This is a genomic window from Pelagibius sp. (assembly GCF_028289705.1).
Lineage (GTDB): Bacteria > Pseudomonadota > Alphaproteobacteria > Kiloniellales > Kiloniellaceae > Pelagibius.
In genome coordinates, this window is sequence record NZ_JANQOI010000039.1 from 1 (window position 1) to 26,379 (window position 26,379).

At 66.2% G+C, this 26,379-nt stretch carries 20 protein-coding genes; 12 read left to right on the forward strand and 8 right to left on the reverse strand.

Features of this window, described 5'->3' with window-relative positions; all coding sequences use genetic code 11:
- Positions 1–153: 153 nt before the first annotated feature.
- The 5 genes from Q0996_RS05065 (at position 154) to Q0996_RS05085 (ending at position 5,284) form a co-directional block, all read left to right on the forward strand.
- Positions 154–537 carry a cytochrome c family protein gene (locus Q0996_RS05065; protein WP_299616651.1) on the forward strand — a complete coding sequence of 128 codons (384 nt, stop codon included), beginning with the start codon at positions 154–156 and terminating at the stop codon, positions 535–537.
- Positions 538–670: 133 nt separating this feature from the next.
- Positions 671–1,123, forward strand: a complete 453-nt coding sequence (locus Q0996_RS05070; RefSeq protein WP_299616652.1) for a cytochrome c — start codon at positions 671–673, stop codon at positions 1,121–1,123.
- Between the two features lie 13 nt (positions 1,124–1,136).
- The gene (locus Q0996_RS05075; RefSeq protein ID WP_299616653.1) at positions 1,137–2,507 is read left to right on the forward strand and encodes a cbb3-type cytochrome c oxidase subunit I; all 1,371 of its coding nucleotides are present in this window, start codon (positions 1,137–1,139) and stop codon (positions 2,505–2,507) included.
- Positions 2,508–2,542: 35 nt separating this feature from the next.
- Complete coding sequence (locus Q0996_RS05080; protein ID WP_299616654.1) at positions 2,543–3,328, forward strand: CbbQ/NirQ/NorQ/GpvN family protein; 786 nt, start codon at positions 2,543–2,545, stop codon at positions 3,326–3,328.
- A 12-nt stretch (positions 3,329–3,340) separates the two neighbouring features.
- Positions 3,341–5,284: a nitric oxide reductase activation protein NorD gene (locus Q0996_RS05085; protein ID WP_299616655.1), complete on the forward strand. Its 1,944-nt coding sequence runs from the start codon at positions 3,341–3,343 to the stop codon at positions 5,282–5,284.
- Positions 5,285–5,296: 12 nt separating this feature from the next.
- On the opposite strand, the gene Q0996_RS05090 is transcribed toward Q0996_RS05085, so the two are convergent.
- Together Q0996_RS05090 and Q0996_RS05095 are read right to left on the reverse strand one after the other, a co-directional pair.
- On the reverse strand, positions 5,297–5,872 hold the full coding sequence (locus tag Q0996_RS05090; RefSeq protein WP_299616656.1) for a DUF4202 domain-containing protein: 576 nt from the start codon (positions 5,870–5,872) through the stop codon (positions 5,297–5,299).
- Positions 5,869–6,576 carry a Crp/Fnr family transcriptional regulator gene (locus Q0996_RS05095; RefSeq protein WP_299616658.1) on the reverse strand — a complete coding sequence of 236 codons (708 nt, stop codon included), beginning with the start codon at positions 6,574–6,576 and terminating at the stop codon, positions 5,869–5,871. The genes Q0996_RS05090 and Q0996_RS05095 overlap by 4 nt, the downstream gene beginning before the upstream one ends.
- 340 nt (positions 6,577–6,916) lie before the next feature.
- Between Q0996_RS05095 and Q0996_RS05100 the strand changes: the two genes are divergently transcribed.
- Complete coding sequence (locus Q0996_RS05100) at positions 6,917–8,119, forward strand: serine hydrolase (protein WP_299616659.1); 1,203 nt, start codon at positions 6,917–6,919, stop codon at positions 8,117–8,119.
- Complete coding sequence (locus Q0996_RS05105; protein ID WP_299616660.1) at positions 8,120–9,547, forward strand: sugar-transfer associated ATP-grasp domain-containing protein; 1,428 nt, start codon at positions 8,120–8,122, stop codon at positions 9,545–9,547.
- Positions 9,548–9,553: 6 nt separating this feature from the next.
- On the opposite strand, the gene Q0996_RS05110 is transcribed toward Q0996_RS05105, so the two are convergent.
- Complete coding sequence (locus Q0996_RS05110) at positions 9,554–11,956, reverse strand: CapA family protein (RefSeq protein WP_299616661.1); 2,403 nt, start codon at positions 11,954–11,956, stop codon at positions 9,554–9,556.
- 19 nt (positions 11,957–11,975) lie between these two features.
- Positions 11,976–14,330, reverse strand: a complete 2,355-nt coding sequence (locus tag Q0996_RS05115; protein ID WP_299616662.1) for an ATP-grasp domain-containing protein — start codon at positions 14,328–14,330, stop codon at positions 11,976–11,978.
- Positions 14,331–15,321: 991 nt separating this feature from the next.
- Here Q0996_RS05115 and Q0996_RS05120 point away from each other — a divergent pair.
- The 3 genes from Q0996_RS05120 to Q0996_RS05130 all read left to right on the forward strand — a co-directional run bounded on the left by Q0996_RS05120 (position 15,322) and on the right by Q0996_RS05130 (position 19,700).
- A complete protein-coding gene (locus tag Q0996_RS05120; RefSeq protein ID WP_299616663.1) occupies positions 15,322–16,455 on the forward strand; it encodes a hypothetical protein in 1,134 nt (377 codons plus the stop codon).
- Positions 16,456–16,649: 194 nt separating this feature from the next.
- Entirely contained in the window at positions 16,650–18,317 is a 1,668-nt protein-coding gene (locus Q0996_RS05125) for a type I secretion system permease/ATPase (protein WP_299616664.1), read from the forward strand.
- A 3-nt stretch (positions 18,318–18,320) separates the two neighbouring features.
- Positions 18,321–19,700 (forward strand): HlyD family type I secretion periplasmic adaptor subunit, encoded by a 1,380-nt coding sequence (locus Q0996_RS05130; RefSeq protein ID WP_299616665.1) that lies wholly within the window; start codon positions 18,321–18,323, stop codon positions 19,698–19,700.
- 36 nt (positions 19,701–19,736) lie between these two features.
- Here Q0996_RS05130 and Q0996_RS05135 read toward each other — a convergent pair whose 3' ends face one another.
- Positions 19,737–20,486, reverse strand: a complete 750-nt coding sequence (locus tag Q0996_RS05135) for an alpha/beta fold hydrolase (RefSeq protein WP_299616666.1) — start codon at positions 20,484–20,486, stop codon at positions 19,737–19,739.
- A gap of 154 nt (positions 20,487–20,640) precedes the next feature.
- Between Q0996_RS05135 and Q0996_RS05140 the strand changes: the two genes are divergently transcribed.
- Positions 20,641–21,534, forward strand: a complete 894-nt coding sequence (locus Q0996_RS05140; RefSeq protein WP_299616667.1) for a LysR substrate-binding domain-containing protein — start codon at positions 20,641–20,643, stop codon at positions 21,532–21,534.
- A gap of 26 nt (positions 21,535–21,560) precedes the next feature.
- On the opposite strand, the gene Q0996_RS05145 is transcribed toward Q0996_RS05140, so the two are convergent.
- The 3 genes from Q0996_RS05145 to Q0996_RS05155 form a co-directional block, all read right to left on the reverse strand.
- Positions 21,561–21,923 carry a non-heme iron oxygenase ferredoxin subunit gene (locus tag Q0996_RS05145; protein ID WP_299616668.1) on the reverse strand — a complete coding sequence of 121 codons (363 nt, stop codon included), beginning with the start codon at positions 21,921–21,923 and terminating at the stop codon, positions 21,561–21,563.
- Positions 21,924–21,945: 22 nt separating this feature from the next.
- Positions 21,946–23,295, reverse strand: coding sequence for an aromatic ring-hydroxylating dioxygenase subunit alpha (locus tag Q0996_RS05150; RefSeq protein ID WP_299616669.1), 1,350 nt, complete (start codon positions 23,293–23,295; stop codon positions 21,946–21,948).
- A gap of 163 nt (positions 23,296–23,458) precedes the next feature.
- Positions 23,459–24,715: an NAD(P)/FAD-dependent oxidoreductase gene (locus Q0996_RS05155; protein ID WP_299616671.1), complete on the reverse strand. Its 1,257-nt coding sequence runs from the start codon at positions 24,713–24,715 to the stop codon at positions 23,459–23,461.
- A 235-nt stretch (positions 24,716–24,950) separates the two neighbouring features.
- Here Q0996_RS05155 and Q0996_RS05160 point away from each other — a divergent pair, with 235 nt between their 5' ends.
- On the forward strand, positions 24,951–26,042 hold the full coding sequence (locus tag Q0996_RS05160) for a C-terminal binding protein (protein WP_299616672.1): 1,092 nt from the start codon (positions 24,951–24,953) through the stop codon (positions 26,040–26,042).
- Positions 26,043–26,379 lie beyond the last annotated feature (337 nt).

Here is a 26,379-nt window from a genome sequence, read left to right on the forward strand (position 1 = left end):
CGGTCGCGGCCGGCCGCGCGGCCCTTGCCGACGGCCTGTCGACGGCCTTTTGCCTGATGGACCAGGCGGCCATCGCGGCGGTCCTGGCTGGTTACCCGGACGCGACACTCGAAGCGCTGCTATAATCACGGAACCTTAGAGGGGGAACACACTATGAGAGCCTTTCGATCCACGCTGCTCGCCGCCCTGCTGGCCTGCCTCGCGGCCCCGGCCTTGGCCGAGGGGGATGCCGCCAAGGGCGAGAAGGTCTTCCGGAAATGCAAGGCCTGCCACGCCGTGGGCGAGGGCGCGAAAAACAAGGTCGGTCCGCACCTGAACGGATTCCTCGGTGCCGAGATCGCCTCGGTCGAGGGTTTCAAGTACTCCAAGGCCTTTCTGGCCAAGAAGGCCGAGGGCTTTGTCTGGGATGAGACCGAGCTGGCCGCCTATCTCGAGAAGCCCAAGAAGTATCTTCCCGGCACCAAAATGAGCTTCGCCGGCCTGCGCAAGGAGCAGGACCGCGCCGACGTGATCGCCTACCTCAAGGGATTCCAATGATCCCGCGGGCCGGCTGACCGGCCCCAGCCGGACCGGCAAAGGCTGCGCCGTTGCTTGACTTTCGTTAAGGCCCCGGCGCAGCACTGCGGCCATTCTCCCTCCTACCGAACACCACTCCCGGTAGGAGAGCGCTATGCGCGAAGTCATGACGAAATCCATGGCCCGCAACGTCTTTTATGGCGGGTCGTTGTTTTTCATCGTCATCTTCGTCGGCCTGTCGATACACAGCCACAGCTACATCGTGAACGTGTCGACCGACAAGGCGGGGCTGACGGAGAGCGTCGCGCGCGGCAAGCGCGTCTGGGAACACAAGGCCTGCATCAACTGCCACACCATTCTGGGCGAAGGGGCCTACTTCGCGCCGGAGGTCGGCAACGTCATGGCCCGCTGGGGCGTGGCCGACGACCCGGAGGCCGCCTTCGAGGTGATGAAGGTCTGGATGGAGTCCCAGCCCACCGGCATCGAAGGACGCCGGCAGATGCCGCAGTTCAACCTGACCGACCAAGAAATCCGCGACCTCACCGAGTTCCTGCTGTGGACCAACAAGATCCGCACCCAGGACTGGCCGCCGAACGACGCGGGCTGAGGAGGGCCTGGAGATGAAGTACGAAACCCAGAAGATCGCGCAGATCTATTTCATCGTCGCCATGGCACTCTTCGCCATCCAGGTGCTGGGCGGGCTGCTCGCCGGCTGGATCTATGTGGCGCCGAACACCCTCAGCGAGCTGCTGCCCTTCAACATCGTGCGCATGCTGCACACCAACAGCCTCGTGGTCTGGCTGATCCTCGGCTTCATGGGCGCGGCCTACTTCCTGATCCCCGAAGAGTCGGAGCGCGAGATCCACTCGCCGATGCTGGCCTACCTCCAGCTCGCCATTCTCGTGCTCGGCACCCTCGGCGTGGTGGTCACCTACGTCTTCAATCTCTTCGAGGGCAACATCCTGCTGGGCAAGGAGGGGCGGGAGTTCCTGGAACAGCCCCTCTGGGTCAAGATCGGCATCGTCGTGGCGGCGCTGATCTTCCTCTACAACATCACCATGACGGTGCTGCAGGGCCGCAAGACGGCGATCACCAACGTGCTGCTGATCGGGCTCTGGGGCCTGGCGCTGCTGTTCCTCTTCGCTTTCTACAACCCGTCGAACCTCAGTCTCGACAAGCAGTACTGGTGGTACGTGGTCCATCTCTGGGTGGAGGGCGTCTGGGAGCTGATCATGGCCTCGATCCTCGCCTTCCTGATGCTAAAGCTGACCGGCGTCGACCGGGAGATCGTCGAGAAGTGGCTCTACATCATCGTCGCCACCTCGCTGATCACCGGCATCCTGGGCACCGGGCACCACTACTACTGGATCGGCACACCAGCCTATTGGCAGTGGATCGGCTCGATCTTCTCCTCGCTGGAGGTGATCCCCTTCTTCGGCATGATGGCCTTCGCCTTCGTGATGGTCTGGAAGGGGCGGCGCGACCATCCCAACAAGGCGGCACTGCTGTGGTCGCTGGGCTGCGCGACCCTCGCCTTCTTCGGTGCCGGCGTCTGGGGTTTCATGCACACCCTGCACGGCATCAACTACTTCACCCATGGCACCCAGATCACCGCGGCCCATGGCCACCTCGCCTTCTTCGGTGCCTATGTCTCGCTGAACCTGGCGATCTTCACCTATGCCTTCCCGATCCTGAAGAACCGCGATCCCTACAACCAGGTCCTGAACATGGCCTCCTTCTGGCTGATGGCCGGCGGCATGACCTTCATGACCTTCGTGCTCACCTTTGCCGGGATCATTCAAACCCACCTGCAAAGAGTCCTCGGCGAGAACTTCATGGACGTGCAGGATCAGGTCCACATCTTCTACGTCATGCGCTTCGGCGCCGGCGTAGCCGTGGTGATCGGGGCGGTGCTCTTCATCTACGCGGTGCTGGTGCCGCGCAAGGAGATCATCGAGCCCGGGCGTAGCCAGCAGGTCGCCGCAGAGTGACGGCCATGCGCGCCCCGGAGCCAATGGAAGGGGCAATGGAGGGGGCTGCGGCCCCCTTCTACTTTCCCCAAGGCGACGAGTGCGAGGTCTTCGCCGCGGCTCAGGCCAACGGGCTGCCCCTGCTGCTCAAAGGCCCCACCGGCTGCGGCAAGACCCGCTTCGTCGCCCACATGGCAGCGCGGCTGGGCCGGCCTCTTTATACCGTCGCCTGTCACGACGATCTCTCGGCCGCCGACCTGATCGGCCGCTACCTGCTGAAGGGCGGCGAGACCGTCTGGGTCGACGGTCCGCTGACCCGCGCGGTGCGCGAGGGCGCAATCTGCTATCTCGACGAGGTGGTGGAGGCCCGCAAGGACGTAACCGTGGTGCTCCACCCCTTGACCGACGACCGGCGCATCCTGCCCATCGACCGCACCGGGGAGGAGCTGCAGGCCGCGCACGGCTTCATGCTCGTCGCCTCCTACAACCCCGGCTATCAGAACATCCTGAAGACCCTGAAGCCCTCGACCCGGCAACGCTTCCTGGCCATCGAGTTCGACTTTCCGAGCCCCGAGCAGGAAACGGAAATCGTTGCTGTGGAAAGCGGTCTGCCGGCGCAAAAGGTGGCGCCCCTGGTGCGCCTGGCCGGCAAGCTGCGCGGGCTCAAGGGCCAGGATCTGGAGGAAGGCGTCTCGACCCGGCTGCTGGTCTACTGCGCGACCATGATCCACCAGGGCATGCCAGTGGAGCGGGCGATCCGGGCCGCCATGATCGAACCCCTCACCGACGATGAAGACGTGAAAGCCGGGCTGTTCGATCTGGTCACCGCCGTCTTCGGATAGGGTCCGTCCCCCATGTCCCGCGACGGCCTCGAGCCCTGGGAGCCGGAAGAAACCGTCGGCAAGCTGTGGCACGCCCTTGCCAGCCGCCTTGACGCCCCCGAGGCCTATGAGGACTGCGCCGTCGATCTGGACGGGATCGCCGCGCGCCTCGCAGTCTTCTATCGCGCCCTCGGGGGCAGCCACGCGGTCGAGATCAAGCCCGCCGTGTCGGAGACCAGCCGCCACCGCCTGTCCTGGCGGCGTTGGCTGGGAACCAGCGAAGAACAGGTCCTGAAGGCGTCCTTCGACCGGGAGGCCTTACGCCTGCCCGCACGCATCGCCGCGTTCCCGGATCGCTCCGTCAACGGATCGCTCTATTTCTGGCTGACCGCTGCGGCGGCCCATGCGCCGGACCTGATCGTCGAGGACGATCCCCTGCGGGCCGACCTGCGGGCCCTGGCGGCCGCCCGCCGGATGACCCGCCATACGCTGGAGGCCTGTCCGGGCCTGAAGGGACTCTACGCCGGCCTCGCCCAGGCCTGCCGGGCGGTGCGCCGGGCACCGGACCTGCCGCGCTGGGAAGCGGCGGTGGAACGGACGGTTCTCGCAGTCCTTGGCGACGAGACAGCCCCCGACCCTCTGGCGGCCAGCCTGATCGATCGCCTCGATCAGGCGGATCCTGACCTGGAGGACTTGAAAGCGCCCCGCGGATACCGCCCGTTCCAGCCGGTGCCGCTCTGGCCGGACCTGCGCGCGCTGTCACGCAGTGAGGCCACGGCCTTCGAGCCCCCCGAAACCGCCGGTCCGCCCCAGGACGGCAGCGACAGCGTCCATCGCGCGCGCCGGCAGAAGGCCGAACAGGCCGAGCGCCGCGACAGCCTGATCCTCCACCGCTTCGAGGCGGTGCTCTCCTGGGCCGAGTTCCTCAATCTCAACCGCCGGGTCGACGACGACGATCCGGACAGCGCCAAAAAAGCCGCCGACGATCAGGACGAAATCGCCCTCGGCCAGGTCTCCAAGGCTCCGGCGACCCGCCTGAAGCTGCACCTCGACCTGGCGCCGGAAGACGTCAACCGCGAACGGCTCTCCGGCGTTCACCTCTATCCGGAATGGGACGGCCGCAGCGGCAGCTACCTGCCCGATCACTGCCGCGTGCTAGCCAGCGAGGCGCCGCCGGCCGGAGATTCTGCGGCGGCCGCGCCCGACATGCGCGCGCGGCGGCGCATCCGGGCGGTCAAACGGCAGTTCGAGGCCCTGCAGCCGCGCCGCATCGTGCTGCCGGGGCAGCCCGACGGCGACGATTTGGACCTAGAGGCCACCGTCCGCTCCCGCGTCGAGCTACGCGCGACCGGACGCGGCGCCAACCGCATCTGGCGCGCCGCGCGCTCCCAGGCGCGCGATCTCGCCGTCTCCATCCTGCTCGACGCCTCACGCTCGACTGAGAGCGCGGTGACCGGGCGCGCCGTCATCGACATCGAGCGCGAGGCCCTGACGGCTCTGGCCTGGGGGTTGGATGCCTGCGGCGACGACTGTGCGATCCACGCCTTTTCCTCGCTGCGCCGCGACCGCGTCTACCTGCTGCGCTGCAAGGCTTTCGACGAACCCATGGGCGCCCCGGTCGAGGCGCGGATCGCCGGCCTGCGCCCCGGCTTCTACACCCGCCTCGGCGCGGCCATCCGCCACGTGTCGCGGGACCTTGCCGCGCGCGCGCAACAGCGCCGCCTGCTGCTGGTCATCACCGACGGCAAGCCTAACGATCTGGATCACTACGAAGGCCGCCACGGCATCGAGGACAGCCGCATGGCGATCCGCGAGGCCCGCCGCGCCGGCCAGTCGGTCTTCGGCGTCACCATCGACGCCAAGGGCAAATCCTGGTTCGCGCGGATTTTCGGGCGTGGCGGCTATGCCGTTATTCCCCACCCCGACCGGCTGACCGCTGCCCTGCCGGACATCTACCGCCAGCTCGTCGGGGCTTGAACAGGCGGGCTCTCAAACCGCCAGGGCGGGCACCAGCTCTCCCGGCAGGTCGAACTCGGCGGCGACCCGGGCGCGGCCTTCCGGCGACATCTTGCGGGCGGTCTTGGCGACGATGCGGAAAACATGCTCCGGGTCCCGCCCCGCGGCGAAGTCGGCGAAGTACCAGCGCAGGAAGACCAGGCAGATGACGTCCTCGAGGGCCTGCACCTCTTCGTCGCGCTTGATACCCTCCTTGCGCAGCAATTGCGCCACCCGCCCGCAGTCATCCTCGGTGTAGCCGGCTTCGGCCATCAGCGCCGCAACCCGCTCCCCATGGGCCTTCCCCTGATCCCTGCGCCACGTCAGATAGCCTGCGCGACCCTCGGGATAGGAAGCGCGCGGGACCTTCCAGCGTTCAATGTGCTGGCCCCTGGCGGCGATCTTCAGGTGGTCGGAGGCGTCCGGGAAGACCCGGCCTAGTTCCGCCGACATCCGTTGGCCGTAGAGCAGGGCTGCCGGCCGTTCGGCGTCGCCATCGCTTTCCAGGGTCGGATCGGCGGCATTGGCCGCGTCGATGGCCGCAAGCAGCGTTTTGAGCCGGCCACTCACTGGGCCCGGCTCCAGATCGCAGAGCGGTCCTCGTCCACGTAGTCGCGCAACTCCGCCACGTCGGAAATCATCGCATGGTTCTGGCTCACCTTGACCCCCAGCTCGCGCAGGCGGGCGAAGGAGCGGGAGAGACTCTCGGGCTTCATGCCCAACCGCCCGGCAATCAGCACCTTGTCGTAGGGCAGGGTAACCGCACAGGCGCCGTCGGCCACCGGGCAGAGCTCCAGCAGGAACTCGGCCACCCGTTGCGCGCCGGTATGGCCCTTGAGCTGTTCGATCTGGGCGACCAGTGCATGGAGATGCTTGAAGGTCGAGGCGAGCATGGCCGTGCAGAGCTCGGGACGCGAGTTCATCAGTCCGAGGATCAACCCGGATCGCACCGGCATCACCCGGCAGTCGGTGACCGCCTCCGCCGCCACCGGATAGACGTCGTTCTGAAAGGCCGCCGCCTCGCCGAAGCTGCGGCCCTTGGTGAAGACGCCCACCACCGCTTCAGCCCCGTTTTGCGATATCCGGAACAGCTTTATCCAGCCTTCGAGGACGATGTAGACATGCTCCGCCGGCTCGCCCTGCAGGAAAATCGTCGTGCCGCGGCTGAAGGTCCGCGTCTCGGTGTGTGAAAGGATGGTTTCGACAAGGTCTTCGGGCAAACTCGCCAGAAGCACGGAGTCCTTGGCAACGCGCCTGTCGTCGTCGGTTCGCATGACCTTCCCCGATTGTGATTTGCCCCAGTTGTGTCTTGTGACAACTGTGTTTAGTGCCGAGATTAGCGCTTGATCGGCAGCGTGGCTTTGAGATGGGTCAACACCATCCAACATTCGATTTGCCAGCCGGGTCGGCGGTCTTCTCAGGGCGTCTCAGGCCGCCGTGGACAAACGAACGGATCGCGCGCATCTTACCTGGAAAGGGGGGCTCGGTCTCAACCCGGCGGGCCCTGCTGCAGGAGATCCCGGAGCGGCACACGGGAAGATGGCGTTCAAGCACCGAAACCGGAAAGCTGTAACAGCGCTGTCACGGACCCGGCGATGGGCCGCGGTCGCCCTGGTGGCCGTAATCCTTTCGGCTGGCCTGCTGGCTGCTGGGATTTCATGGTTCCCGGACGACAGCCGGCTCCGGGCCGAAGCGCGGACGACCGCCGATGTCGTTCCCCTCGCCGCCTACGAAAGTACACGAACCTACTATCCGGGCGAGCAGTGGCATCGGGCGGAGCGGCCCGAGACAATCGGCTGGTCCTCGGCGAAGCTCGCAGACGCACGAGACCATTCCCGGAGTCTGGGCACCAGCGCCGTGGTGATCGTCGAGAACGGCGTGATCGTCGATGCCTGGGGCGAGCTGGACAAGCGCTACCAGAACCGCTCGATGCGCAAGAGCTATCTCAGCATGCTGTTCGGCCAGTTGGTCGCCGATGGGCGGATCAAACTCTCGGCTACCCTCGAAGAGCTCGGCATCGACGATGAACCGCCGCTGACGCCCGCCGAGCGTCAGGCGACGGTGTTCGACCTGCTGACAGCGCGCTCAGGCGTCTATCATCCGGCCAATTTCGAGTCCAAAGGCATGCGCCGCAAGCGCCCGGCGCGGGAGAGTCACCCCCCGGGGAGCTTCTGGTTCTACAACAACTGGGACTTCAACGCGCTGGGCACGATCTACGAGCGTGCAAGCGGCAAAGGCATCTTCGAGGCCTTCAGGGAAGAGATCGCCGCGCCGCTGCAGATGCAGCACCACATGGCCGAGGACACTTCTTATTTTGAGGACAAGTATTCGGTTCACCCGGCCTATCGCTTTCGCATGAGCCCCCTCGATCTGGCCCGCATCGGCCTGCTCTATCTCCGCAAGGGTGTTTGGCAGGGCCGCCAGATCGTCCCGGCCGCGTGGATCGACCAGAGCACCCAGGCGCATGTCGATACCGGCCGCAAGGGCTTCCATGCCGGCTACGGTTTCATGTGGTGGGTCGGCGAGGACGGCTTCGCCGCGGTCGGGGCCCGGGGGCAACGCCTCTTCGTCATGCCTGAGCGCAACCTGGTGATCGTCCATCTGGTCGATGCCGACGAGAAGGACCGCCGCGTTTCGACCAAGAAGATCCGCGGGCTGCTGACCAAGATCCTGGCAGCGAGGACCCAGGCTCGCTCGGACAGCGGATTCCGTCCTGCGCCGGCTATCCGCGTTACAGCGGCGGCCGGCGCCCATGGGATACTGCCAGGCTCCTCCCTCCCGGCTGCGGCATCCGCCGCCCTGATGGAGACCCGGTGAATGCGAGAGGCGCTGGGACCTTCGGGCCATCTGCGGCTGCTCAGCGAACTGCGGGACCTGGAAACCCAGGCTGCGGCATCGCCCGCCCCCTGCCGGTCGGGCGCGGACCAGCCGGTCAAGTCGCCCCTTGCCCAACACTCGGAGAAGATCTTCGCCCAGGCGCGCCAGCACATTCGGTCGTGCTTTCCGTCGTTTTGGGGTCCGATCGCGTCGAACGATCAAAAGATCCGCAGAAAGTTCGGGACGTTCTTTCGCGAACTGAACCTCTATCACTTCGACGGGCCGCAGATCGGCAAGATCGTCTACGACGACAAGCTGATCTTCGATGCCGTGATCACCAAGATCGGCTACGGCAGCCCGAAGGCCGTCTGGAAAGTGGATGGCACCCGCGCCCTGCGTATCAGCGACAACGCGCAGATGCCGCTCAGCGATGCGATCGGTGAGATTGCCGCGGGCACCTACTTTGCCAAATACAGGATCGGCGGCGGCGGCAGGGGCGCCTTTCTGATCCGCGGGAACCAGGTCACCTTCGCCGACGGCACGCTTTCCGACAGCGATCCGGTGACCCTGGCGGAGATCTTTCGCAGCTCGACGCAAGACTACCTGCTGCAGGAGGTGGCGGGCCAGGTCGATGCCCTTTCCGCCCTCAATGCCTCATCGCTCAACACCATCCGCTGCCTCACCTACCTGGACCGCAGAGGGTCCGCCCATGTCATGGGCGCGACGCTGCGCCTCGGCGCCGAGACCATGGTCGTCGACAACGCCTCCTCGGGCGGCTTGTTCTGTGGCGTCGACATCAATCGCGGCTGTCTGTTCGGCACCGCCGTCAACAAGGCCGAAGCCACCTTCACCCGCCACCCGACCTCCGGAATTCCCTTCGAGGACTACCCCCTGCCGGGGCTGGAGAGCGTCTTTCAGATGTGCACCCGCTGCCACGAGTCCATCGGCCATCCGATGACCGTCGGCTGGGACGCGGTGATATCGCCCGGGGGGCCGATGCTCCTGGAGGGCAACACGCGCTGGATGGCCAAGCTCCACACCCAGGTGGATCCCGGGGTCGCTGCGCGCGTCTGGGCGGCCTATCTGGATGAATGGGGGGAACTGGATATCGGCTTTGCCCGCGCCGGCTTCGCGCGCACCGCGCGTGTGCGCGACAAACGCCTGACGGTCTCGCTGAAGGTCGAAGGCAAGGTGCAGAAGGTCGGCTACCGCAGGTGGGTCGCCCGGCACGCTAAGGAAAGGGCGCTGGCCGGACACGTCAGGAACCTCGACGACGGTTCCGTGGCGGTTCGCCTCTCCGGGCCGGCACGCAGGGTCGAGGCGATGCTGTTGCTGGTGGCCACCGGGCCGCGGCGGGCCGAGGTGTCGACGGTTTCAGTGGAGGATCTGGCGCTCACCGCCGAGGATGATTTCGCCGTGCTGACTTGAAGTGGCTCACTGTCCCCGCGCCGGCGAAGTCAGCGAGGTCTGCAGCCGCGCATAGCAGCCCCGGAGATCGAGCCTCTCGCCGTCGTGGCCCGAAATGGCGGCAAGCCGTGAAAGCGTCTCTTCCGCCGCCCGGCCCTGCAGCACCTTGGGCTGGTAGTCGAGGCGCGGATCACGGTTCTGAACGTAGATCGGATAGACCTCTACCGTCATCTCTTCTTCGGCGAAGCGCACGCAGACCATAAGGGATTCAGCGCGGCTGTTTCCCGAACCGAAGGCGAAGTTGCCGACGCTGTAGAAGATCGGGCGCTCGCGGTGGAACTCGAAGGGCTGGATGATGTGCGGGTGATGGCCGACGACCAGATCCGCCCCGCATTCGATGAAGTACCGCGCCTTCCGGCGGTCCTCCTCCAGCGGCTGGCGCTCGTAGGGCACGCCCCAATGAACGGTCACGGCGACCCGGTCGACATGGCGCTTCAGCAGGCCGATGTCGCGCTCCACCAGATCGGGCAGATCGCGCGCACTGCCGGGCAGCTTCCCGCGGGCCGAGGTCCGGCGGTTCCAGTAGTATCCGAGAAGCCCGAGGCGCCCGCCGCGGGTTTCGAAGATGGCGGGCTGGTGGGCCGTCGCCTCGTTGGGGCCGCCGCCGATCACCGCGATATCCTGTTCGGCCAGGGTCGCCAGGGTCTCGCGCACGCCCTCGCGCCCGCAATCCATAATGTGGTTGTTGGCGATAGTCATGGCCTGAAAGCCGGCGCGGCGCAGGGTCACGGCACTGCGTGGATCAACCTTGTAGGAGAAGTTGCGTGTTGTGTCCTCCTGCTCCGCCTTGCCGGCAAAAGGCCCCTCGAGATTACCGACAACCACAGCGGCGCGGTCGAGGATCGGCTGCACCCAGGCGCAGACGTAGCCGGGGCCGAAGCGGCGGATCCGGTGGCGCATGCGCATGCCCGTCATCACATCGCCGACCGCCACCAGGTCGTAGCAGGCATCGCTGCGCGCAGCCAGCTGCCGCTCCAGGTCGCCGGGCGCAACGAGGTCCTGATCGGCGGGAATGATCGCTTCGGGAAAGCGCGCACGGATCTTTGCGGTGTGCCGCTCAAGCTCCGGCCGGCTGACCGGCGGCCCGCGACGCAAAGACGGGCCCGGCGCGGAGAGGCGCTGCAGGGCCTCTTCGGCGAAGTCGATGCCCCGCGATAGCAGGGCCGTCTTGATGCAGTTCGCGTACTTTCCGCCGAAGACCTGGCCGTCGGCGTGCAGCAGGCAGGCGGCAAAGACCGGAAAGCCGTCTCTAAGCTTGCGCGTCTTCGCCGCATCGGGCCGATAGGGATCGTCCCACAGCCGGCCGACTGCGCGAAGGGCGGCGAGCACCAGCAGATCGCTGTCCGCATCGCCCTGAGCGGCGAGCAGGCCGCGGAGATCCCAAAGGGCGGCGGCGAGCACGGTCGCCGAGTCCCGACGCGTCGGCTTTGTCACGGCATGGAGATCGGCCATGGTCATCTTTGCCGCGAGGCTGCGGGGATGGACCATGTGATCGTCGTGGCGGTGATGCCAGCACCAGACATGGGGCGTATCCAGCATCGAGGCCGCCCAGTAGTCGCTGAGCGCGGAGGCGGTTGCCGTCTTGCTGTTTGTTTCCCGCGAGATGGGCTCCAAAGCGTTGGCCATGAAGTCGGCGGTATAGCGTGACAGGTGAAAGCCGTATTGACGGTAGAGATGTCCGGCGATGTGGGCCGCGTTGCAGCGATAGCGGGTGCCGGCCAGGCGGGGCAGCCAGCCCTCCTTGGTCATCCTCGATCCCGGCCCAAGCAGGATCTCGCCCGAACAACGCGCCGACAGCCGGCCGTCCTCCTGCGCAACGGGCGCTCCGTGACAGAGATAGCGGCTGTTGCGCAGCGGTTCCCAGGGCGTGCCGTCGGCATCGCGGGCGATCTCACGTCCCTCGGCGCCGCCGTTGGCAACCCTGTAGGCATTCACAACGGCCCGAACCCGGGGCAGGGGCTTGGCCCCGAGACGCTGCAGCAGGGCATCGATCCGTTCCGCCATCAGCGTGATGTGATAGTAGGCGTTCACCTCACCGAAGTGGCTGGCCGAGATGCTGGCCGCGGGGTCGACCACGGCGACGGCCCCGTTTTTCCTGCGGCGCCCGCCGCCGGCCGCCGGTTCCCAGACGAAATTGCCCTTGCCGTCGGGAGCAGCGTTCCCGATGGCCGTGCAATGGGCGACGCCCTTGCGCCCACCGGGTGCCACGATCCACCCGCCGTTGACCACCTCGACGAAGCGCCCGCTCAGCCCTGCGTCGCCACGCGGCGCCGCATCCAAATGGGCAAGCGGCACGACCCGCAATCTGACGCGGCCGCCGGTGAATTCGGTCTCGTTATGCTCCCAGACGTAAACGCGGCCCTTGGTCATGGGAGATGGCACCGCCGTTTCAGCCTTTACCATCGCTCAAGGGCGCATTCGTCGCTGACGGCGGCGGTTCTTCCGACAGGGCGCGCCGCAGTTCCTCCGGCGAGAGGCCAAGACTGAAGGCCAGTGCCGCGGCGAACAGTTCCGCTTCGACCAGATCCAGCGGTGCCTCCGGGGGCAGGCTCGCGACGGTTAGTAGTCCACCGCCAGCTACCGACGGCAGGTTGACGAAGGATATCGCAATTCCCTCCGCACCGCTTTCGGCGACGACCGCAGCACCGCTGGCGGCCAGGTGCGCCTTCAGCAGGTCATCGCTTTTGCCGGCAGCGACGAGCAGGAGTTGCGCACTGCCGGGCGGCGGCAGGCTATCGGCCGGCAGGCCCGCGCCCGCGGCAACCACCACCCGGCCCCTGGTCGCCCGCCGCAGAACCTCCAGTCCCCGTCTCTCAACCGCGCCACCCAGGGCCCCGAGGATCGCGACGGTTTCGCAGCGATCGATCAAGAGGCCGCATTGGGCAATGTCGCCAAGGGCTGCGACCCGCAGCATGGCTTCGAGACGCGGGTCGCTGAGGCGCCGGCGGATGCGCTCACGCGCGCCCCCGTCGTCCTTGCCCGCGTGCGACCCGACCGCTTCGTCGCCGGACACCATTGCTGGGGTCTTTCCGGCAAAGCGCAGAAGCGCCGCCGTCCGCGCCGCCACGCCCGCAGCCTGGGCCGCCGCGCCGGTGACGACGGCAACGGGAACACGCCCCTGACTGTCCGGCGGGAACATCGTTTCGATGACCGCGCTGCCGACATCCCGCGGTGTCCCCTCCAGCGGCCAGATATGCGGCCGCAGTCCGGGGCGGGAGTTGACCTCAACGATGCCGCCGCCGACCTCCCGGTAGGAACGGGTGATGTCGGTGGTCAGAAAGTCCACCCCGGCCACATCGAGGCCCACCGCCTCCGCCGCCCGGATCGCCATCTCCCTGTTGTCGGGGTGCAGCGCATCGGTCACGTCCTTGGTGAACCCCCCGGTCGAAACATTCGCGGTCGAGCGGAGCTGGAACGACTCGCCGTCCGGCAGCACGCTTGCCAGTTTACGGCCGGCCAGGTCCAGCAGACGGTCAAGCTCGTGATCGAGCTTTATCCGCGCACGCCGGAAGTTGTCGCGCAGGGGATCGGCATTGAGATCGTCGATCAGTTCCCCAATGGTACGCTTGCCGTCTCCGGTGACACTGGGCGGCACGCGGATGGCCGCCGCGATCACCTGCCCGCCGACAACGAGCAGCCTGTGATCCCGGCCCTCGATGAAGCTCTCCACGACGACCTCTCGGCCGACCTCCCGTGCCCGCCTGAATGCAGGGGCGATCTCCTTGCGGCCCTTCAGGTTGGCGCTCACCCCTTTGCCGGTGTTGCCACCCAGGGGCTTCACCACGACCGGGTAGCCGATTTCCTCCGCCGCGGCTCTCGCCTCGCGGGCATTGGCGACGAAGATCTGGCGTGGCACCGGCAAGCCGATGTCGTCGAGCACGCGGTGCGTGGCCACCTTGTCCTGGGAAAGCCGGTCGGCAACGCGCGACGTCCGCGAAGTTACGGTCGACCAGATGCGGTGCTGGAACCGGCCCTGGCCCAGGCGGATGACGTTGCCGCCGATCTTCTCCCAGGGGATGCCCCGTCTCCTGGCCGCATCCAGCAGAATGGCGGCCGGCGGCAGGGGCCGATGGCGCCGGGCCGCCTTCAAGGCTCTGGCGAGGGCGGGATCGAAGCCCTCCTGCGCAGCGGCAGAGGGCCAGGTCAGCTCGTCGGGAAGCAGCTCCGTGACGCCGAGAAGGCCGACCTGCGCGGCACGGCGCGAAACCTCCGGCTCGCAGCAGCTCCACACGAAGGTGGCCTGCTCAGGTTCCGGGCCGCCGACGATTTCGCCATAGCTGACACCATGAAGGCGGCGCATCGCCCGCAGACTGGCGGCTTCGATCGTCTGGATCGCCCGGAACAGAAGCTCGGAAAAGGTCACGCCCTCCTTGGAGCGCAGGCGCTCAACGAAACCCGGTTCCAGGGCGCATTCCGGTTGCGCGCTGCCGAGCTCCGGATGGGCAGTGTCGATAGCGTTGAAGCGCGCGATGTAGTGCGAGACGAATTCGGCACCGATGCTGGCGCTGCCTTGCGCGGCCAGCGCTCCAAGATCCACATCCTGCACGATCACCGTGTCGCTGTGATGGGCATTGCTGCCCCAAAGGAACGATGCGGCGAGCAGCTTGGCGCCGTGGTCCTGACCGGCGGCTGCCGGTGTCTTCGGGATCTTGCGGGCCGATGCGGTGTAACGGGGCACGAACACCACGCCGTCCTTTTCCTGGCGTTGCTCCTGTTCGCCGGCACCCGTGTGTTCTGCAGCCACGATCAGGGTCCCCCATCTCCGCAGGCCAGACCACAGAGGCCCCTTCCCGCTCTCGACCTTGGCCCTCGCCCCTGCGAAGGCGCCTCCCGTCAGGTCCGGATACGCAGGCGTCCCATCCCGGGGCGCGCGCGAGTCCTGTCAGGCACTGAACCTTACAACTGGCCTTGAGGTATCTGACGCCAATAACGGATGCGGCCCATCGCCGGAGAAACTGCAAGCGGGCCGACCAGCATCGTGCAGTCAGCCTATCGAACTGCGTTCAACGTTTCAATTGATCGGGCAAGTTTGGTCAAACTTTCGATCACTGCAGTATCCAATGGGAACCATGTGGTTGAATTAAAGATGGTGCAATTAGAGAGCTTCATAATTCCGTCATGTTCGAACATCTACTCCGAATTTAATATCGAAGTTTCCTCTTCGCTTATGACACAAACCCACCGTTCGATAACACAAAGTGAAGCCATGTATGGTCACAAAACGATCACATTGAGACAGGAAGCCTTCGCCGGATGATTGGAGCGATCTGTCCGGACCACTCCAACGCATGTCAGTGTTCGAAATCGTCGCACAGTATCAAGAAAACCTATGCGCTATGCCGTTCTTCGATCCTCTGCTGGTCTCGACTGCACGCCACCATCGCTCGTTGACTCGATCCGGAACTGGTGCCGCCGAAGGGGCATTGAACGTCGACCTTCGGTTGACGATAGTTCGCGCTCCATGATAGCGTTTGCGTCATAAAGTCTTGCTATCCTCCAAACTTAGCTGCCCGAAAATGCGGGCACGGACACACGAATCGGTGGTGCTCCAAGCGATTATCCCATCGCTTGAGTTAGGAAGTTTGTGCCCATTGGGAACCCGTTCGGTTGCTTGAATCAAACAGACAACCGACTGGCGTCTTGGGGGAAACAGGGTGGCGATTGGCATTCTCGACAGACGCCGGGTACTGAGGGCAAAGAAGGCCTTCTCGACGCGCCGAGTCCCGACCAAAGACATGCAGACGGTTCTGAGCGGGAACATTCGGCCCGCCCCCGGCGACATCGTTCTGGCAACCGTACACGAGCTCGGCAAGCATCGACGTCTTGAGTTGCGATCGGGCCGGCGCGCGCGCCTGCTGCCGGGGGATGAGATCATCGTCGCCTACGGAAACCGCTACGCTTCGGACCAGTTCGAGGCGCTGGTCGGCGAGGACCTCGGCGGTTGCGACCTGGTGGCCGCCGGTGGGATCGCCGCCAAGGAGGTTTGTCATCACGAGCGTATGGTGCCGCCGACCTGGATCGTGCCGGTCGGGCTGATCGGCGACGCGCGCGGGCGGCGCATCAACCTGACCGACTATGCCATTCGCCTGAGCGGTGCGGCGCGCTCCATCAGAACCGTGGTGGTCGCGGGCACCGGGATGAACGCCGGGAAGACCTATTCGGCGGCCTCGATCATCCGCGGCATGAAGACAAAGGGCATGAGGGTTGCCGGAATCAAGGTAACAGGCACCGGCGCCGGCGGCGACCTCTGGCACTATCGCGACCTGGGCGCCGATGTGGTCTACGACTTTACCGATGCCGGCTTCGCCAGCACCTACAAGGTCGACACCGAAGACCTGGAAGAAGCGGCCATGACCCTGATCGGCCAGGCTTCGCGGGCGAACTGCTCGCACGCCGTGACCGAGTTCGCGGACGGGCTCGAACAGGCCGAGACCGCGGACCTGCTCCAGTCCTCGCGCATTCGCCGCATGATCGACGGTGTCGTCTTCGCGGCATACGATGCGATGGGAGCACAGCGCGGGGTGGAGAAACTGCGCGCCCTGGGGCACCGGGTGCTGGCGGTCAGCGGGCAGATCTGCCGCTCGCCCCTGGCGATGCGGGAGGCCGCGCGGGCCATCGACGTGCCCGTGTACCACCCCGCCGATCTGCAGCAGGGCGTGCTCTTCGATCCGGTTCTGCCGGTCGCACCGCCGATCCAGTTCGGCGAGCCGATGCTGACCAAGCCGCTTGCGCACATCATGCGGTTCGGACGCGAAAGGGTGATGAACCTGGGATACGACCAGTCCTACAGCGTCCACCGGACACGATGGTCTGCCTTTCCGCAGGTGGACGACGACGACCCCGAGATCGACGAGGTGGAGGGCGCCTAGCCCGCGGCCTTCACGCCCATCCGCAAACGCCGCTCCATCCTTGCGCCCACCTGCCCCCGTCACCATTGAAAGGCTGAAGACCGCCCTGATGTCGTGTAGTATAACGGCGCCCTCCGGAAGACGGGCCGACGAGAGATGAAATGAAGTATTCCAAGGTCGGAGCCACGCCTGCGCGCCTCGGCGCGATACGTGCGATGTGGCGGGAATCTTGGTCCGGCCTTATTTCGATTTTTCTGTTCAGCATCTTCGTCAATATTGCAAGGCTTGCGGTACCCCTGTTCGTTTTGCAGATCCTCGACCGCGTTATTTCCAGCCGAAGCATGGTCACTCTGATCATGCTTGCCTCGATCACACTCTGCGTCGCCGGGGCCGGGCTGCTTCTCGATATAGTCCGGCAGCGCATGTTCGTGCGCTGGGGGGCCTGGATCGAGCGCCGCCTCGGGCGGTCCCTGTTTCACGCCGGCATGCTGGGGGAGACCCGGGGCCGGGCGGCAACGCCGAGCAAGTCCCTCAAGGACCTGGCGACGCTTCGCTCCTTTGTCGGAAGTTCCGCCGTCACCGCCTGGCTGGACGTCATCTGGGCGCCGGTCTTCGTGCTCGTGGTTGCGCTTGTCCATCCCTATCTGGGGATCGTGCTGGCTGTGGCTCTGGCCTTCCTGCTTGCCTTTGGGTTCCTGCACGAAACCCTGACTCGGGATCCCCGCGATGCGGTCAGCCGGGCGCGGGAAGGCGAGAGCGAGTGGATCGCCGCGGCGGAGCGCAATGCCGAGACCATCGGGTCCCTCAGCATGGCCGGCAACCTGGCCGAACGTTGGGAGCGCGATGCGACCACCCGCCACGACGAGAGCTATCGCTCGCGCTCCAACGCCATCTCCACCATGGCGGCGATGCGCTTCTGCCGCCGCGCCCTTCGGATCATCGGGCTCAGCGTCGGGGTCTGGCTGGTGATCGGCGGGGAGCTCACCGTGGGCGCCATCATCGCCGCCAGCATTCTCAGCCGCTCGGCCTATTCGATGGTGGAACGGGCGATGCTGCGCTGGCGCAACCTGGTCGGCGCAAGGCTCGCCTATCGCCGGATCAAGGACGCGATGGAACAGCTCACCGTCGACAAGCCCTCCATGCAGGCCGACGACGCGCCGAAGATGCTGCAGTTCGACGATGTCGGGCATCGTTATCCCTATCACCGGCGCAGCGTCTTCGGGCGCATCACCCTCACCATCATGCCCGGCCAGATCGTATCCGTGATCGGGCCCTCGGCCTCGGGAAAAACCACCTTCTCGCGCCTGGTCACCGGCGTGATGCGGCCGCGCTTCGGGGCGATCCGCCTGGGAGAGGTCGACATCACCCGGCTGCAGGCGCACGAACTGGCCCAATCCGTGGGCTATCTGCCGCAAGAAGTCGTGCTGTTCCGCGGCAGCGTGCGCGAGAACATCGCGCGCATGGGCGACGGCGATTTCGAGCAGGTGGTCGAGGCCGCGCGCCTGGCGAACATTCACGACAAAATTCTGAAACTCGCCAAGGGTTACGACACGGAAATCGACGACAGCACACAGATCCTCTCCGGCAGCGAGCGCAAGGCCGTGGCGCTGGCGCGGGCGTTTTACGGCGCCCCCGACCTCGTCGTCCTCGACGAGCCGGAAGCCAACCTCGACCGCGAAGCCCGCCGCGCCCTGGGCCGCGCCATCAAGACGCTGAGCGAGCGCGGCACCATCGTCATCTTTACCGCCCTGACGCGGGCCTCGGGGCGTATCGCGGACAAGGTTCTCCTGTTCGCCGACGCAAGGGTCAAGCTCGTCGAGGACGCTGAAGAGATCGCCCAGCTCGGCCGCTCCAAACGGACGCGCAGAAAGAAGGTCGCCTAAGCCATGCCGACGGACGACCAGAAAACGCCCTTGCTCTCCGATGATCCCGCAGTGCCGCCCGAAGGTGCCGCGCCGGGATCTTCCGGTGGCGCCGACGCCTACGACCGGCCCTTTCCGCTCCACCTGATCGCCGCGGGTTTCGCGATCCTGGCCGCCACCTTCGGCATCTTTGCCCTCTGGTCGCGGGCCGCCCCGATCGAGAGTGCGGTGGTCGCCGCCGGGGTCGTCAGCGTCGACAGCTATCGCAAGTCGATCCAGCATCTCGAAGGGGGCATCGTCGAAAAGATCCTGGTGGCCGACGGCGACCGTGTGACCCGGGGACAGGCGCTGATCGAATTGAGCGACGTGCAGCCCGCGGCCACTCTCAACCAGCTCCGATCCCAACTCTTCGAAGCCCGCGCCACCCTGGCACGGCTGATTGCCGAACGCGACGCCGCAGAGGCGATCGCCTTTCCCGCAGATCTGCTGGACGATCCCGACCCGGCCGCCCGCTCGGCGGTCGCCGGTCAGCAAAGCGTCTTCGAGAGCCGGCGCAAGCTGCTGCAGGACCGCCTCTCGCTGCTCGAGCAGCGGGTGGCGCAGTCGCGGGAAGAGATCGGCGGTCTCGAAGGCCAGATCGCGGCCTCCGACACCCAACGGGACCTGCTTCGCGAGGAGCTGTCCGAAGTCGGCACCCTGTTCGACAAGGGCCTGGTGCCCAAGCCGCGGATGTTGGCGCTGCAGCGCCGGCTTGCGGAGATCGAAGGCGAGTTGTCGGCGCTAAGGGCGCGGATCGCCCAGGCCCGGCAGAGCATCATCGCCGCGCGGCTGGAGATGAGCGAGCTGCGCGCCACCACCAAGACCTCGGTCGTCGACCGGCTGCGCGCCGAGCAATCGGAGATCTACGCGCTCGAACAGAAGATCATTTCAGCGGAAGACGTGTTGAGGCGCACGCGAGTCGTCTCGCCCATCGACGGGATCGTCGTGGATCTGCAAGTCCATACCCTCGACGGGGTGGTCGGCCCGGGCCAGCGCCTGCTGGATGTGGTGCCGAGCAGCGACGAGCTGGTGGTGGAAGCTTCGGTGGACCCCTCCGACATTGACGAGGTCCGCGCGGGCATGCCGGCCCACGTGCAGCTCACCTCTCTCAGCCGCCGCAGCCGCCTGCCCATCGAAGGGCGGGTGATCTTCGTCTCCGCCGACCGTCTGGTGGACCGGCAGTCCGGCGCGGCCTTCTATCAGGCCCGGGTCCAGCTCGACCCCGCGTCCATCGAAGAGCGCGGCGCGGTCCTGCAGGCCGGTATGGGCGCCGAGGTCTTTATCCGCACCGGCGAGCGCACGGCGCTCGACTACCTCATCGCGCCCATCGCGCGGATCCTGAACCGCGGCATGCGGGAAAGCTGAACCGGCGGCGCTCCCGCCGTCCGTTCATCGCTCCGCCTATTCGGACAGAAACGCCTGGAGCGCCCGGTTGAAGGCCTCCGGCGCCTCCAGGTGGAGGCAGTGGGCGCAGTCCGGAACTTCCCAGAGCCGGGCCCCCGCGATGCCGCGCTGGAGTGCCAGGGCCTCGGCGCGGCTGTAGGAACGGTCGCGCTCTCCGCGGATGACCAGGGTCGGCATGCGCAGTTCCGAGAGGCGGCCGGCGACGTCCCACCGCGGCAGGGACTCCAGGCAGGCGATGCAGGTTTCCTTCGGCGTCGCGCAGGCGATCTCCAGGCAGTCCCGATAGGCGGCCGCCTTCTCGCCCTCGGCGAACCAGGTCTTGGCGATCCGCGCCGCCGTCGGTTCCACACCCTCGTCCTCCAAGCGCGCGGCCGTCTCCGCGAAGCTCTCATGGCGGTTCGGCATGGCGCCGCGGCAGGAAGTGCCATAGAGCACCAGGCGCTCGACCCTCGCCCCGTGATCGAGGGCGGTCTGCAGCGCCACCAGGCCGCCCAGCGAATGGCCGACCAGGCAGAAGCGGTCGACCCCCAGGGAGTCCAGAAGGCCGATCAAGGCCTCGGCAAGGCCCTCGACGGAGCCGGGATAGGGCTGCTCCGCGCTGCCCGCGAAGCCGGGCAGGTCCGGCGCAATGACGTCATGCTGCCGCGCGAAGAACGCGAGCTGCGGCTGGAAACAGGCGCCGCTGCCCAGAAAGCCGTGCTGAAAGACCAGCGGCGGCCCCGACCCGCGGCGCAGATGGTGAAGCATCGGGCCTCTCTCGTTTCAGGTCCAAAAAAGTCGGGCAGAAGCCGACCGTGCAGCCAACCTACATGCAAGTTTCACATCAGAGCGAGCAACGATCCTTCTGGTTCACATCATTTGATGTTATGTACCTTGGGGACAGCAACAGCAGGACGCTCTCATGATCACGCTACGTCAGATCGAAGGATTCAGGGCTGTCATGGTGACCGGCACGGTGACCCAGGCGGCGAAGATGCTCGACGTCTCCCAACCGGCCGTCAGCCGGATGATCTCCTATCTGGAGTACGAAGTCGGCTTCAAGCTGTTCACCCGGAACAACCGACAGCTCATCCCGACGGTGGAGGGGCGGGCCTTCTATGACGAAGTCGAGCGCTCCTTCGTCGGCCTGGACCGGCTGGTCAAGGCGGCCGACGCCATCAAGGACTATCGCCGGGGCCAGATCCGCCTGATCACCATCCCCAGCCTGGCGCCCAATCTCATGGTTGACCTGGTGGCGCGCTTCGCCAAGGCGTATCCGGAGATTGCCATCTCCATCGAAGTGCAGCCCTCGCAGCGGGTCTTCGAGTGGATCGTTTCCCAGGAATGCGACATCGGCCTCTCGACCCTGCCGATCGACAACCCGGCCATCGAGACACGGCCGGTGATCCATGGCGAAGCAGTCTGCATCCTGCCCGAGGGCCACAAGCTGGCGAAGAAGAGAGAGATCAAGGCATCCGACCTGGAGGGCGAGCCCTTCATCACCTTCAAGGCCAGTTCGGTGTTCCGCCAGATGGTCGACGAGGCCTTCCTCAATGCCGAGATCTACCGGAACATGCAGATCGAGGCGCGCACCACGGAGACCATCTGCGGGCTGGTGGCCGCGGGCCTGGGGGTTTCGGTCATCGGCCCGACCTTCCCCTCCATCGACCGCCGCGCCGGCATCGCCGTGCGGCCCTTCGAGCCCGCCATCTCCATCGAGCTGATGCTGCTCTATTCGGCACAGAAGCCGCTGCCCCTGGCCGGCAGACGCTTCATCGAGATCCTCGACGACTACGTCGGCGCCAACCTGGAATAGGTCCGTGCAATCCACGCAGGGCGGCGCTAGCCGGGACCACCCTCTTCGTCGTCGACCCTGACGTAGACCGCCTCGCCCTCGCGCCTGACGTCATAGGTCCGCAGGTCTTCGGTGGCCGGGGCCCCCATGGCCTTGCCGGTGGGGATGTGGAAGCGGGCCTGGTGCAGGGGGCACTCCACCTCCTCGCCTTCGATGAAGCCGTCGGTGAAGCAGGCGTATTCGTGGGTGCAGATGTTGTCGATGGCGTAGAAGTCCTCGCCGAGCCGGCAGAGCGCGATCTGCCGATCACCGACCTTTACCAGGCTCGGCACGTCGTCCTCCACCTCGTCGGCCTTGGCCGCAAAGTGCCAGCCGGCCTCCACGGGCTTATCAGGCGGATGGCTGTCCATGGGGTCTTGTCTCAGGCTTCCCTCAGGCCATTGGAAAGCGGCCCTCGATCTCCCGCTGGATGAACTCTTTGCGGTCTTCGCCGAAGTAGGGATCGCCGGAGAGATAGATCTCATAGACCTCCCGCTGCACCCGGTCCATCAGCGCCTTGTCGTCGCGGTTGTCCTTCGGGATGCGCAGCGTGGTGTCGCCGGCATAGGTGTGGATCGGCTTCTCCGCCGTCCCCTCCGGCCGCAGCACGGCCTTGCCCTTGGCCACGGCGCGGATGTCGCGCTTCAGCTTGCTCCGCAGCTTGGCGACGCCCTCGTCCGTGGTTCCCAGGTATTCGCGCTGGTGCACGGCAATCGGGCGCTGGCTCGACCAGGCCTCCCAGTCGCCGGGATTGCGCTGCATTTCCTCGTAGGAGCGGTGGGCCGTCTGGCCGTAGAAGTCGACCTTTTCCCAGCCGACGTCATCGGGCGTGCCCTGGCGCAGCCCCTCGTCCTTGTCGTTGAAATGCCGCCAGCCGAATTTGCGGCTGTTGGTGTCGTCCACCGGCACCACCCACTTGGTGAGCGACATCCGCCCGAAGGCCTTGGGCTTCGCCAGGTTCTGAAACATCGCCCCGTTCTGGGCCATGTTCGGGGTCACATGGTCGTGGAAGCGGATCATCACCAGATCGTCGATCCGCCGCGCGTGGGAATAGACGAAGCCGTTTGGCCGGCTGTGATAGGCCACCACCGGCAGTTCCACGAAGTGCTCCAGGCCGGCGAACTGCGGCCCGGCGTTGCGGCCATGGAGAAACACGCTGTGGAAGGGGTCGATGGAGTTCTCGCTCTCCTGCAGCCAGTTGCAGGGCGAATGGATGGAATAGGGCAGCAGTTCGTGGTCGGGCAGATCGATGGAGTCGTAGTAGGGAAAGCCGGGTTGCTCCTCCGGCGGGCCCATGTAGGCGAAGACCAGGCCCTTAACCTCGCGCACCGGATAGGCGCCCTGACAGACCCGGTGGCGGATGGGGCTGTCCTCCGGCTCGCCCGGCGTCTCGAGGACGGTGCCGTCGTTCGCGAAGTGCCAGCCGTGATAGCAGCAGCGGATGCCGTGCTCCTCGATGCGCCCGAATTCCAGGGAGGCGCCGCGGTGGGCGCAGTGCTTGTGGAGCAACCCGATGGCGCCGCTGCGGTCGCGGAAGATCACCAGATCCTCGCCGAGGATGCGGATCGCCACGGGCAGATCGCCGAGCTGGGAAGTCATGGCGACCGGCTGCCAGAAGCGGCGCATGTATTCGCCGCAGGGCGTGCCCGGGCCGACGTGGGTCAGCTCCGTGTCTTCCTGGAGAGCCTCGTTGATCCCGTATCCACTGTAAGGCTGCGTCGCCCAGCGCCCATCGTTCGGCATCTCCATCTCCTCAAGTTTTTTTATCGTGCTATCGCCCGATCACACCTTCTTCGCCGACGCGTAGGTCCGGCGCCTTTGCGGGTGCGTAACGGGATCAGCGTCACCCTAGGGCAGCAATTACATCAAGAAAACTGATTTGTACTGCCGTTCGTTTGCTGCAATGTTATGCACTGCTCTCTGCCCGGGCCAGCATCTTCAAGGCAACGGCGGGGTCTGCCAGCTGCTCGGGGCAGGGCTGCGCGCCCTTGGCGATCATCTGGCGGGCAAAGCGGACATCGCGCGGCGCGTTGACCGCATAGGCGGACACCAGCACCCCCTCGGACAGACAGAAGACCGCGAAGCTGTTCCCCTCCGGGTCGCCGCGCATGACCACCGCGTCCCAGGTTTCGGCGGCACCCACGGCCTGAATGTTCATGTCGAACTGATCCGACCAGAACCAGGGCACTTCCGCGTAGGGCGCACCATTGCCAAGGATGGCGCGGGCAATGGCGATCCCCTGGTTCTGGGCGTTCTGCCAGGATTCCAGGCGGATGCTGCGGCCGAGGAGCGGGTTGTGGTGACAGGTCACGTCGCCGGCGGCGTAGATCGCGGGATCGGAGCTGCGCCCGAAGGCGTCGACCAGGATACCGTTGTCGCAGTCGAGCCCCGCCGCTTCGGCAAGCTCGACATTGGGCAGGATGCCGATCCCGATGACCACCAAATCGGCGGCGACCGCCCGGCCGTCCTGCGAAATGACGGAAAGGGCGCCGCCGCTCTCGACGATCTCAGACGTCTTGAAGGCGGTCTCGACGGTCACCCCCCTGGCGCGGTGCCGGCCGACGACCACGCGGCTCAATTCGGCGGGCATGGTGCGGGCGAGCACCTCCGGCAAGGCCTCCACCACCGTGGCCTGGCAGCCCAGCGCGGTTGCCGTCGCGGCGATCTCCAGGCCGATGTATCCGCCGCCGATGAGGCAGATCCGCAGGCCTGGGCGCAGCCGCTCGCGGAGCGCCGCCGAGTCCGCCATCGTCCGCAGATAGCAGACGCCGGGCAGGTCAGCCCCGGGCACCGGCAGAAGACGCGGGCGGGCCCCGGTGGCGAGCACCAGAGCGTCGTAAGCGAAGGTTTCGCCGTCGGCGGCAACCACCGCCTTCCGGGCACGGTCGATCGCGCGGACGCGGCAGCCGAGGCGCAGGTCGATGGACCGCTCGGCGTAGAACCCCTCCGGCTTGACGGCACAGGAGGCGGCGTCGCGGGTGCCGGCGAGGAAGTCCTTCGATAGCGGCGGCCGCTCATAGGGTGACTCCGGCTCGTCGCCGAGCAGTACAAGCCGGCCGTCATAGCCCTCGTCGCGCAGGGTCGACGCGACCCAGGCCCCGGCCTGGCCCGCCCCGACGACGACGATGGAGCCTGGCGAACTTGGCGAATCTGGACGCTCCATCACCCGTCACTCCGGAAGCAGAACCGCGACATGCCTTGGTGATTCGGCGGCGGACCGCCAAGGTTTCCCCGGTCTGTCATTGACGCTCCCCCTAAATCACTGTGCCGCAACGGCGTCGCGGATACATAATTTCTATGCATGTTGATCGCAATGCAAATAACTTGACCGCATGTCCCGGCCCGGCAAATGGTGATGCCCACACGCCCCGTGGTGGCAAAACCAAGGAGTGAGCGCCATGCCGCACGAGCAAGACGACCCTGCGGCGCGCGCGCCCGCGGCGAAGCGCTGGCGTGTCGGCATCACCAATCGCAGCACCCCGCCCTTCGTCTTCGAGGACCGCGGGTTTCGCGGCGAGGCCGAGTTCGTCTATCTGGACAGCAGCCGCGAAACCGACTTCGCGGCGGAGAAACTGCGCGACCTGGACGCGCTGCTCATCTGGAGCCCGACACTGGGCGAGGAGACCATCGGCCATCTCGAGGCCTGCCGGATCGTGGTCCGCTACGGCGTCGGCTACGACCGGATCGACATCGCCGCCCTGAACCGCGCCGGCATCGCTTTCAGCAACAACCCCGACTATGGGGTGACGGAGGTCGCCGAGACCGCCGTCTCCATGATCCTGGCCCTGCAGCGGCGTATCCTGCTGCACGACTGGCGGGCGCGGTCCTATCGGGAGACCTGGCAGGGCAATCAGATCAGGCCGACCAAGCGTGTCGGCGAAACGACGGTGGGCTTGATCGGCGTCGGCCGCATCGGCGGCTGCGCCTGCCGCATGCTGAGCGGCCTTGGCTTCCGCGTGATCGGCTACGACCCCTACATCCCGGCGGGCAGCGAGAAGGTGCTGGGCTTCGAGCGCGTGCACGATCTGCAGGATCTGGTGCGCCGGGCCGACGTCGTCAGCCTGCACTGTCCGCTGACCGAGGAGACCCGGGGCATGGTAGACGAGCGTTTCATCGCAGCCATGAAACCCCACGCGATCCTGGTCAATACGGCCCGTGGCGCGTTGATCGCAGACCTGGACTGCATCGAGCGCGCCCTGCGCAGCGAGCGGCTGTTTGGCGCCGGCCTCGATGCCCTCACCGAGGAGCCGCCCCAGGACGAGCCGCTGATCCGGGCCTGGCGGGCGGGGGAGGACTGGCTGCAGGGGCGCGTCATCATCAATCCCCACGTCGCCTTCTATTCCGACGAGGCCTGGGATGAGTTGCGCTTCAAGGCGGCGGAGACCGCGTGGCTCTACCTGGAGAAAAACATGCACCGCAACAGGATCGGGGAGCCGCCCGAAGACGGCGATCAGGAAAACGAAGGCCGACGCCAAGGTTGCCAAACATAATACCAGCGCATGTGAATTACAGAATAAATAACTTGACGGCATATGAAGATAAGAAAAGGATAATTTGATCAGTGTAAGCGGCAGAATAAGAAGCCGTCGGGAGCGCTTGGCCGTCCGAGACGGAGTGTGGAAGAGCGAGGCGACGCCCGCGACAAAGCGAAGGGCAGTCGATCCGGAGCCAGTAGCCCTCCGTCTTCGAGACCATCCGCCGAATTGGCGAACCGGGTGGCCGCCGCAGTGACGCGGCCTCTAGCGGTGCTTCCGATGATCGGCTCATAAGGAACGGACCCGGAAAGGCGAAGGTTTCAGAACGACCGCCGGGCCCGATCGGATCTGG

Coding starts and splice junctions, on each gene's coding strand:
- Q0996_RS05110 (WP_299616661.1), bottom strand. CDS start 11,956: ATGACCAAGGGCCGCGTTTACGTCTGGGAGCATAACGAGACCGAATTC.
- Q0996_RS05080 (WP_299616654.1), top strand. CDS start 2,543: ATGGAGGGGGCTGCGGCCCCCTTCTACTTTCCCCAAGGCGACGAGTGC.
- Q0996_RS05070 (WP_299616652.1), top strand. CDS start 671: ATGCGCGAAGTCATGACGAAATCCATGGCCCGCAACGTCTTTTATGGC.
- Q0996_RS05150 (WP_299616669.1), bottom strand. CDS start 23,295: ATGCCGAACGATGGGCGCTGGGCGACGCAGCCTTACAGTGGATACGGG.
- Q0996_RS05130 (WP_299616665.1), top strand. CDS start 18,321: ATGCCGACGGACGACCAGAAAACGCCCTTGCTCTCCGATGATCCCGCA.
- Q0996_RS05160 (WP_299616672.1), top strand. CDS start 24,951: ATGCCGCACGAGCAAGACGACCCTGCGGCGCGCGCGCCCGCGGCGAAG.
- Q0996_RS05105 (WP_299616660.1), top strand. CDS start 8,120: ATGCGAGAGGCGCTGGGACCTTCGGGCCATCTGCGGCTGCTCAGCGAA.
- Q0996_RS05120 (WP_299616663.1), top strand. CDS start 15,322: ATGCAGACGGTTCTGAGCGGGAACATTCGGCCCGCCCCCGGCGACATC.
- Q0996_RS05095 (WP_299616658.1), bottom strand. CDS start 6,576: ATGCGAACCGACGACGACAGGCGCGTTGCCAAGGACTCCGTGCTTCTG.
- Q0996_RS05075 (WP_299616653.1), top strand. CDS start 1,137: ATGAAGTACGAAACCCAGAAGATCGCGCAGATCTATTTCATCGTCGCC.
- Q0996_RS05155 (WP_299616671.1), bottom strand. CDS start 24,715: ATGGAGCGTCCAGATTCGCCAAGTTCGCCAGGCTCCATCGTCGTCGTC.
- Q0996_RS05085 (WP_299616655.1), top strand. CDS start 3,341: ATGTCCCGCGACGGCCTCGAGCCCTGGGAGCCGGAAGAAACCGTCGGC.
- Q0996_RS05065 (WP_299616651.1), top strand. CDS start 154: ATGAGAGCCTTTCGATCCACGCTGCTCGCCGCCCTGCTGGCCTGCCTC.
- Q0996_RS05145 (WP_299616668.1), bottom strand. CDS start 21,923: ATGGACAGCCATCCGCCTGATAAGCCCGTGGAGGCCGGCTGGCACTTT.
- Q0996_RS05135 (WP_299616666.1), bottom strand. CDS start 20,486: ATGCTTCACCATCTGCGCCGCGGGTCGGGGCCGCCGCTGGTCTTTCAG.
- Q0996_RS05125 (WP_299616664.1), top strand. CDS start 16,650: ATGTGGCGGGAATCTTGGTCCGGCCTTATTTCGATTTTTCTGTTCAGC.
- Q0996_RS05140 (WP_299616667.1), top strand. CDS start 20,641: ATGATCACGCTACGTCAGATCGAAGGATTCAGGGCTGTCATGGTGACC.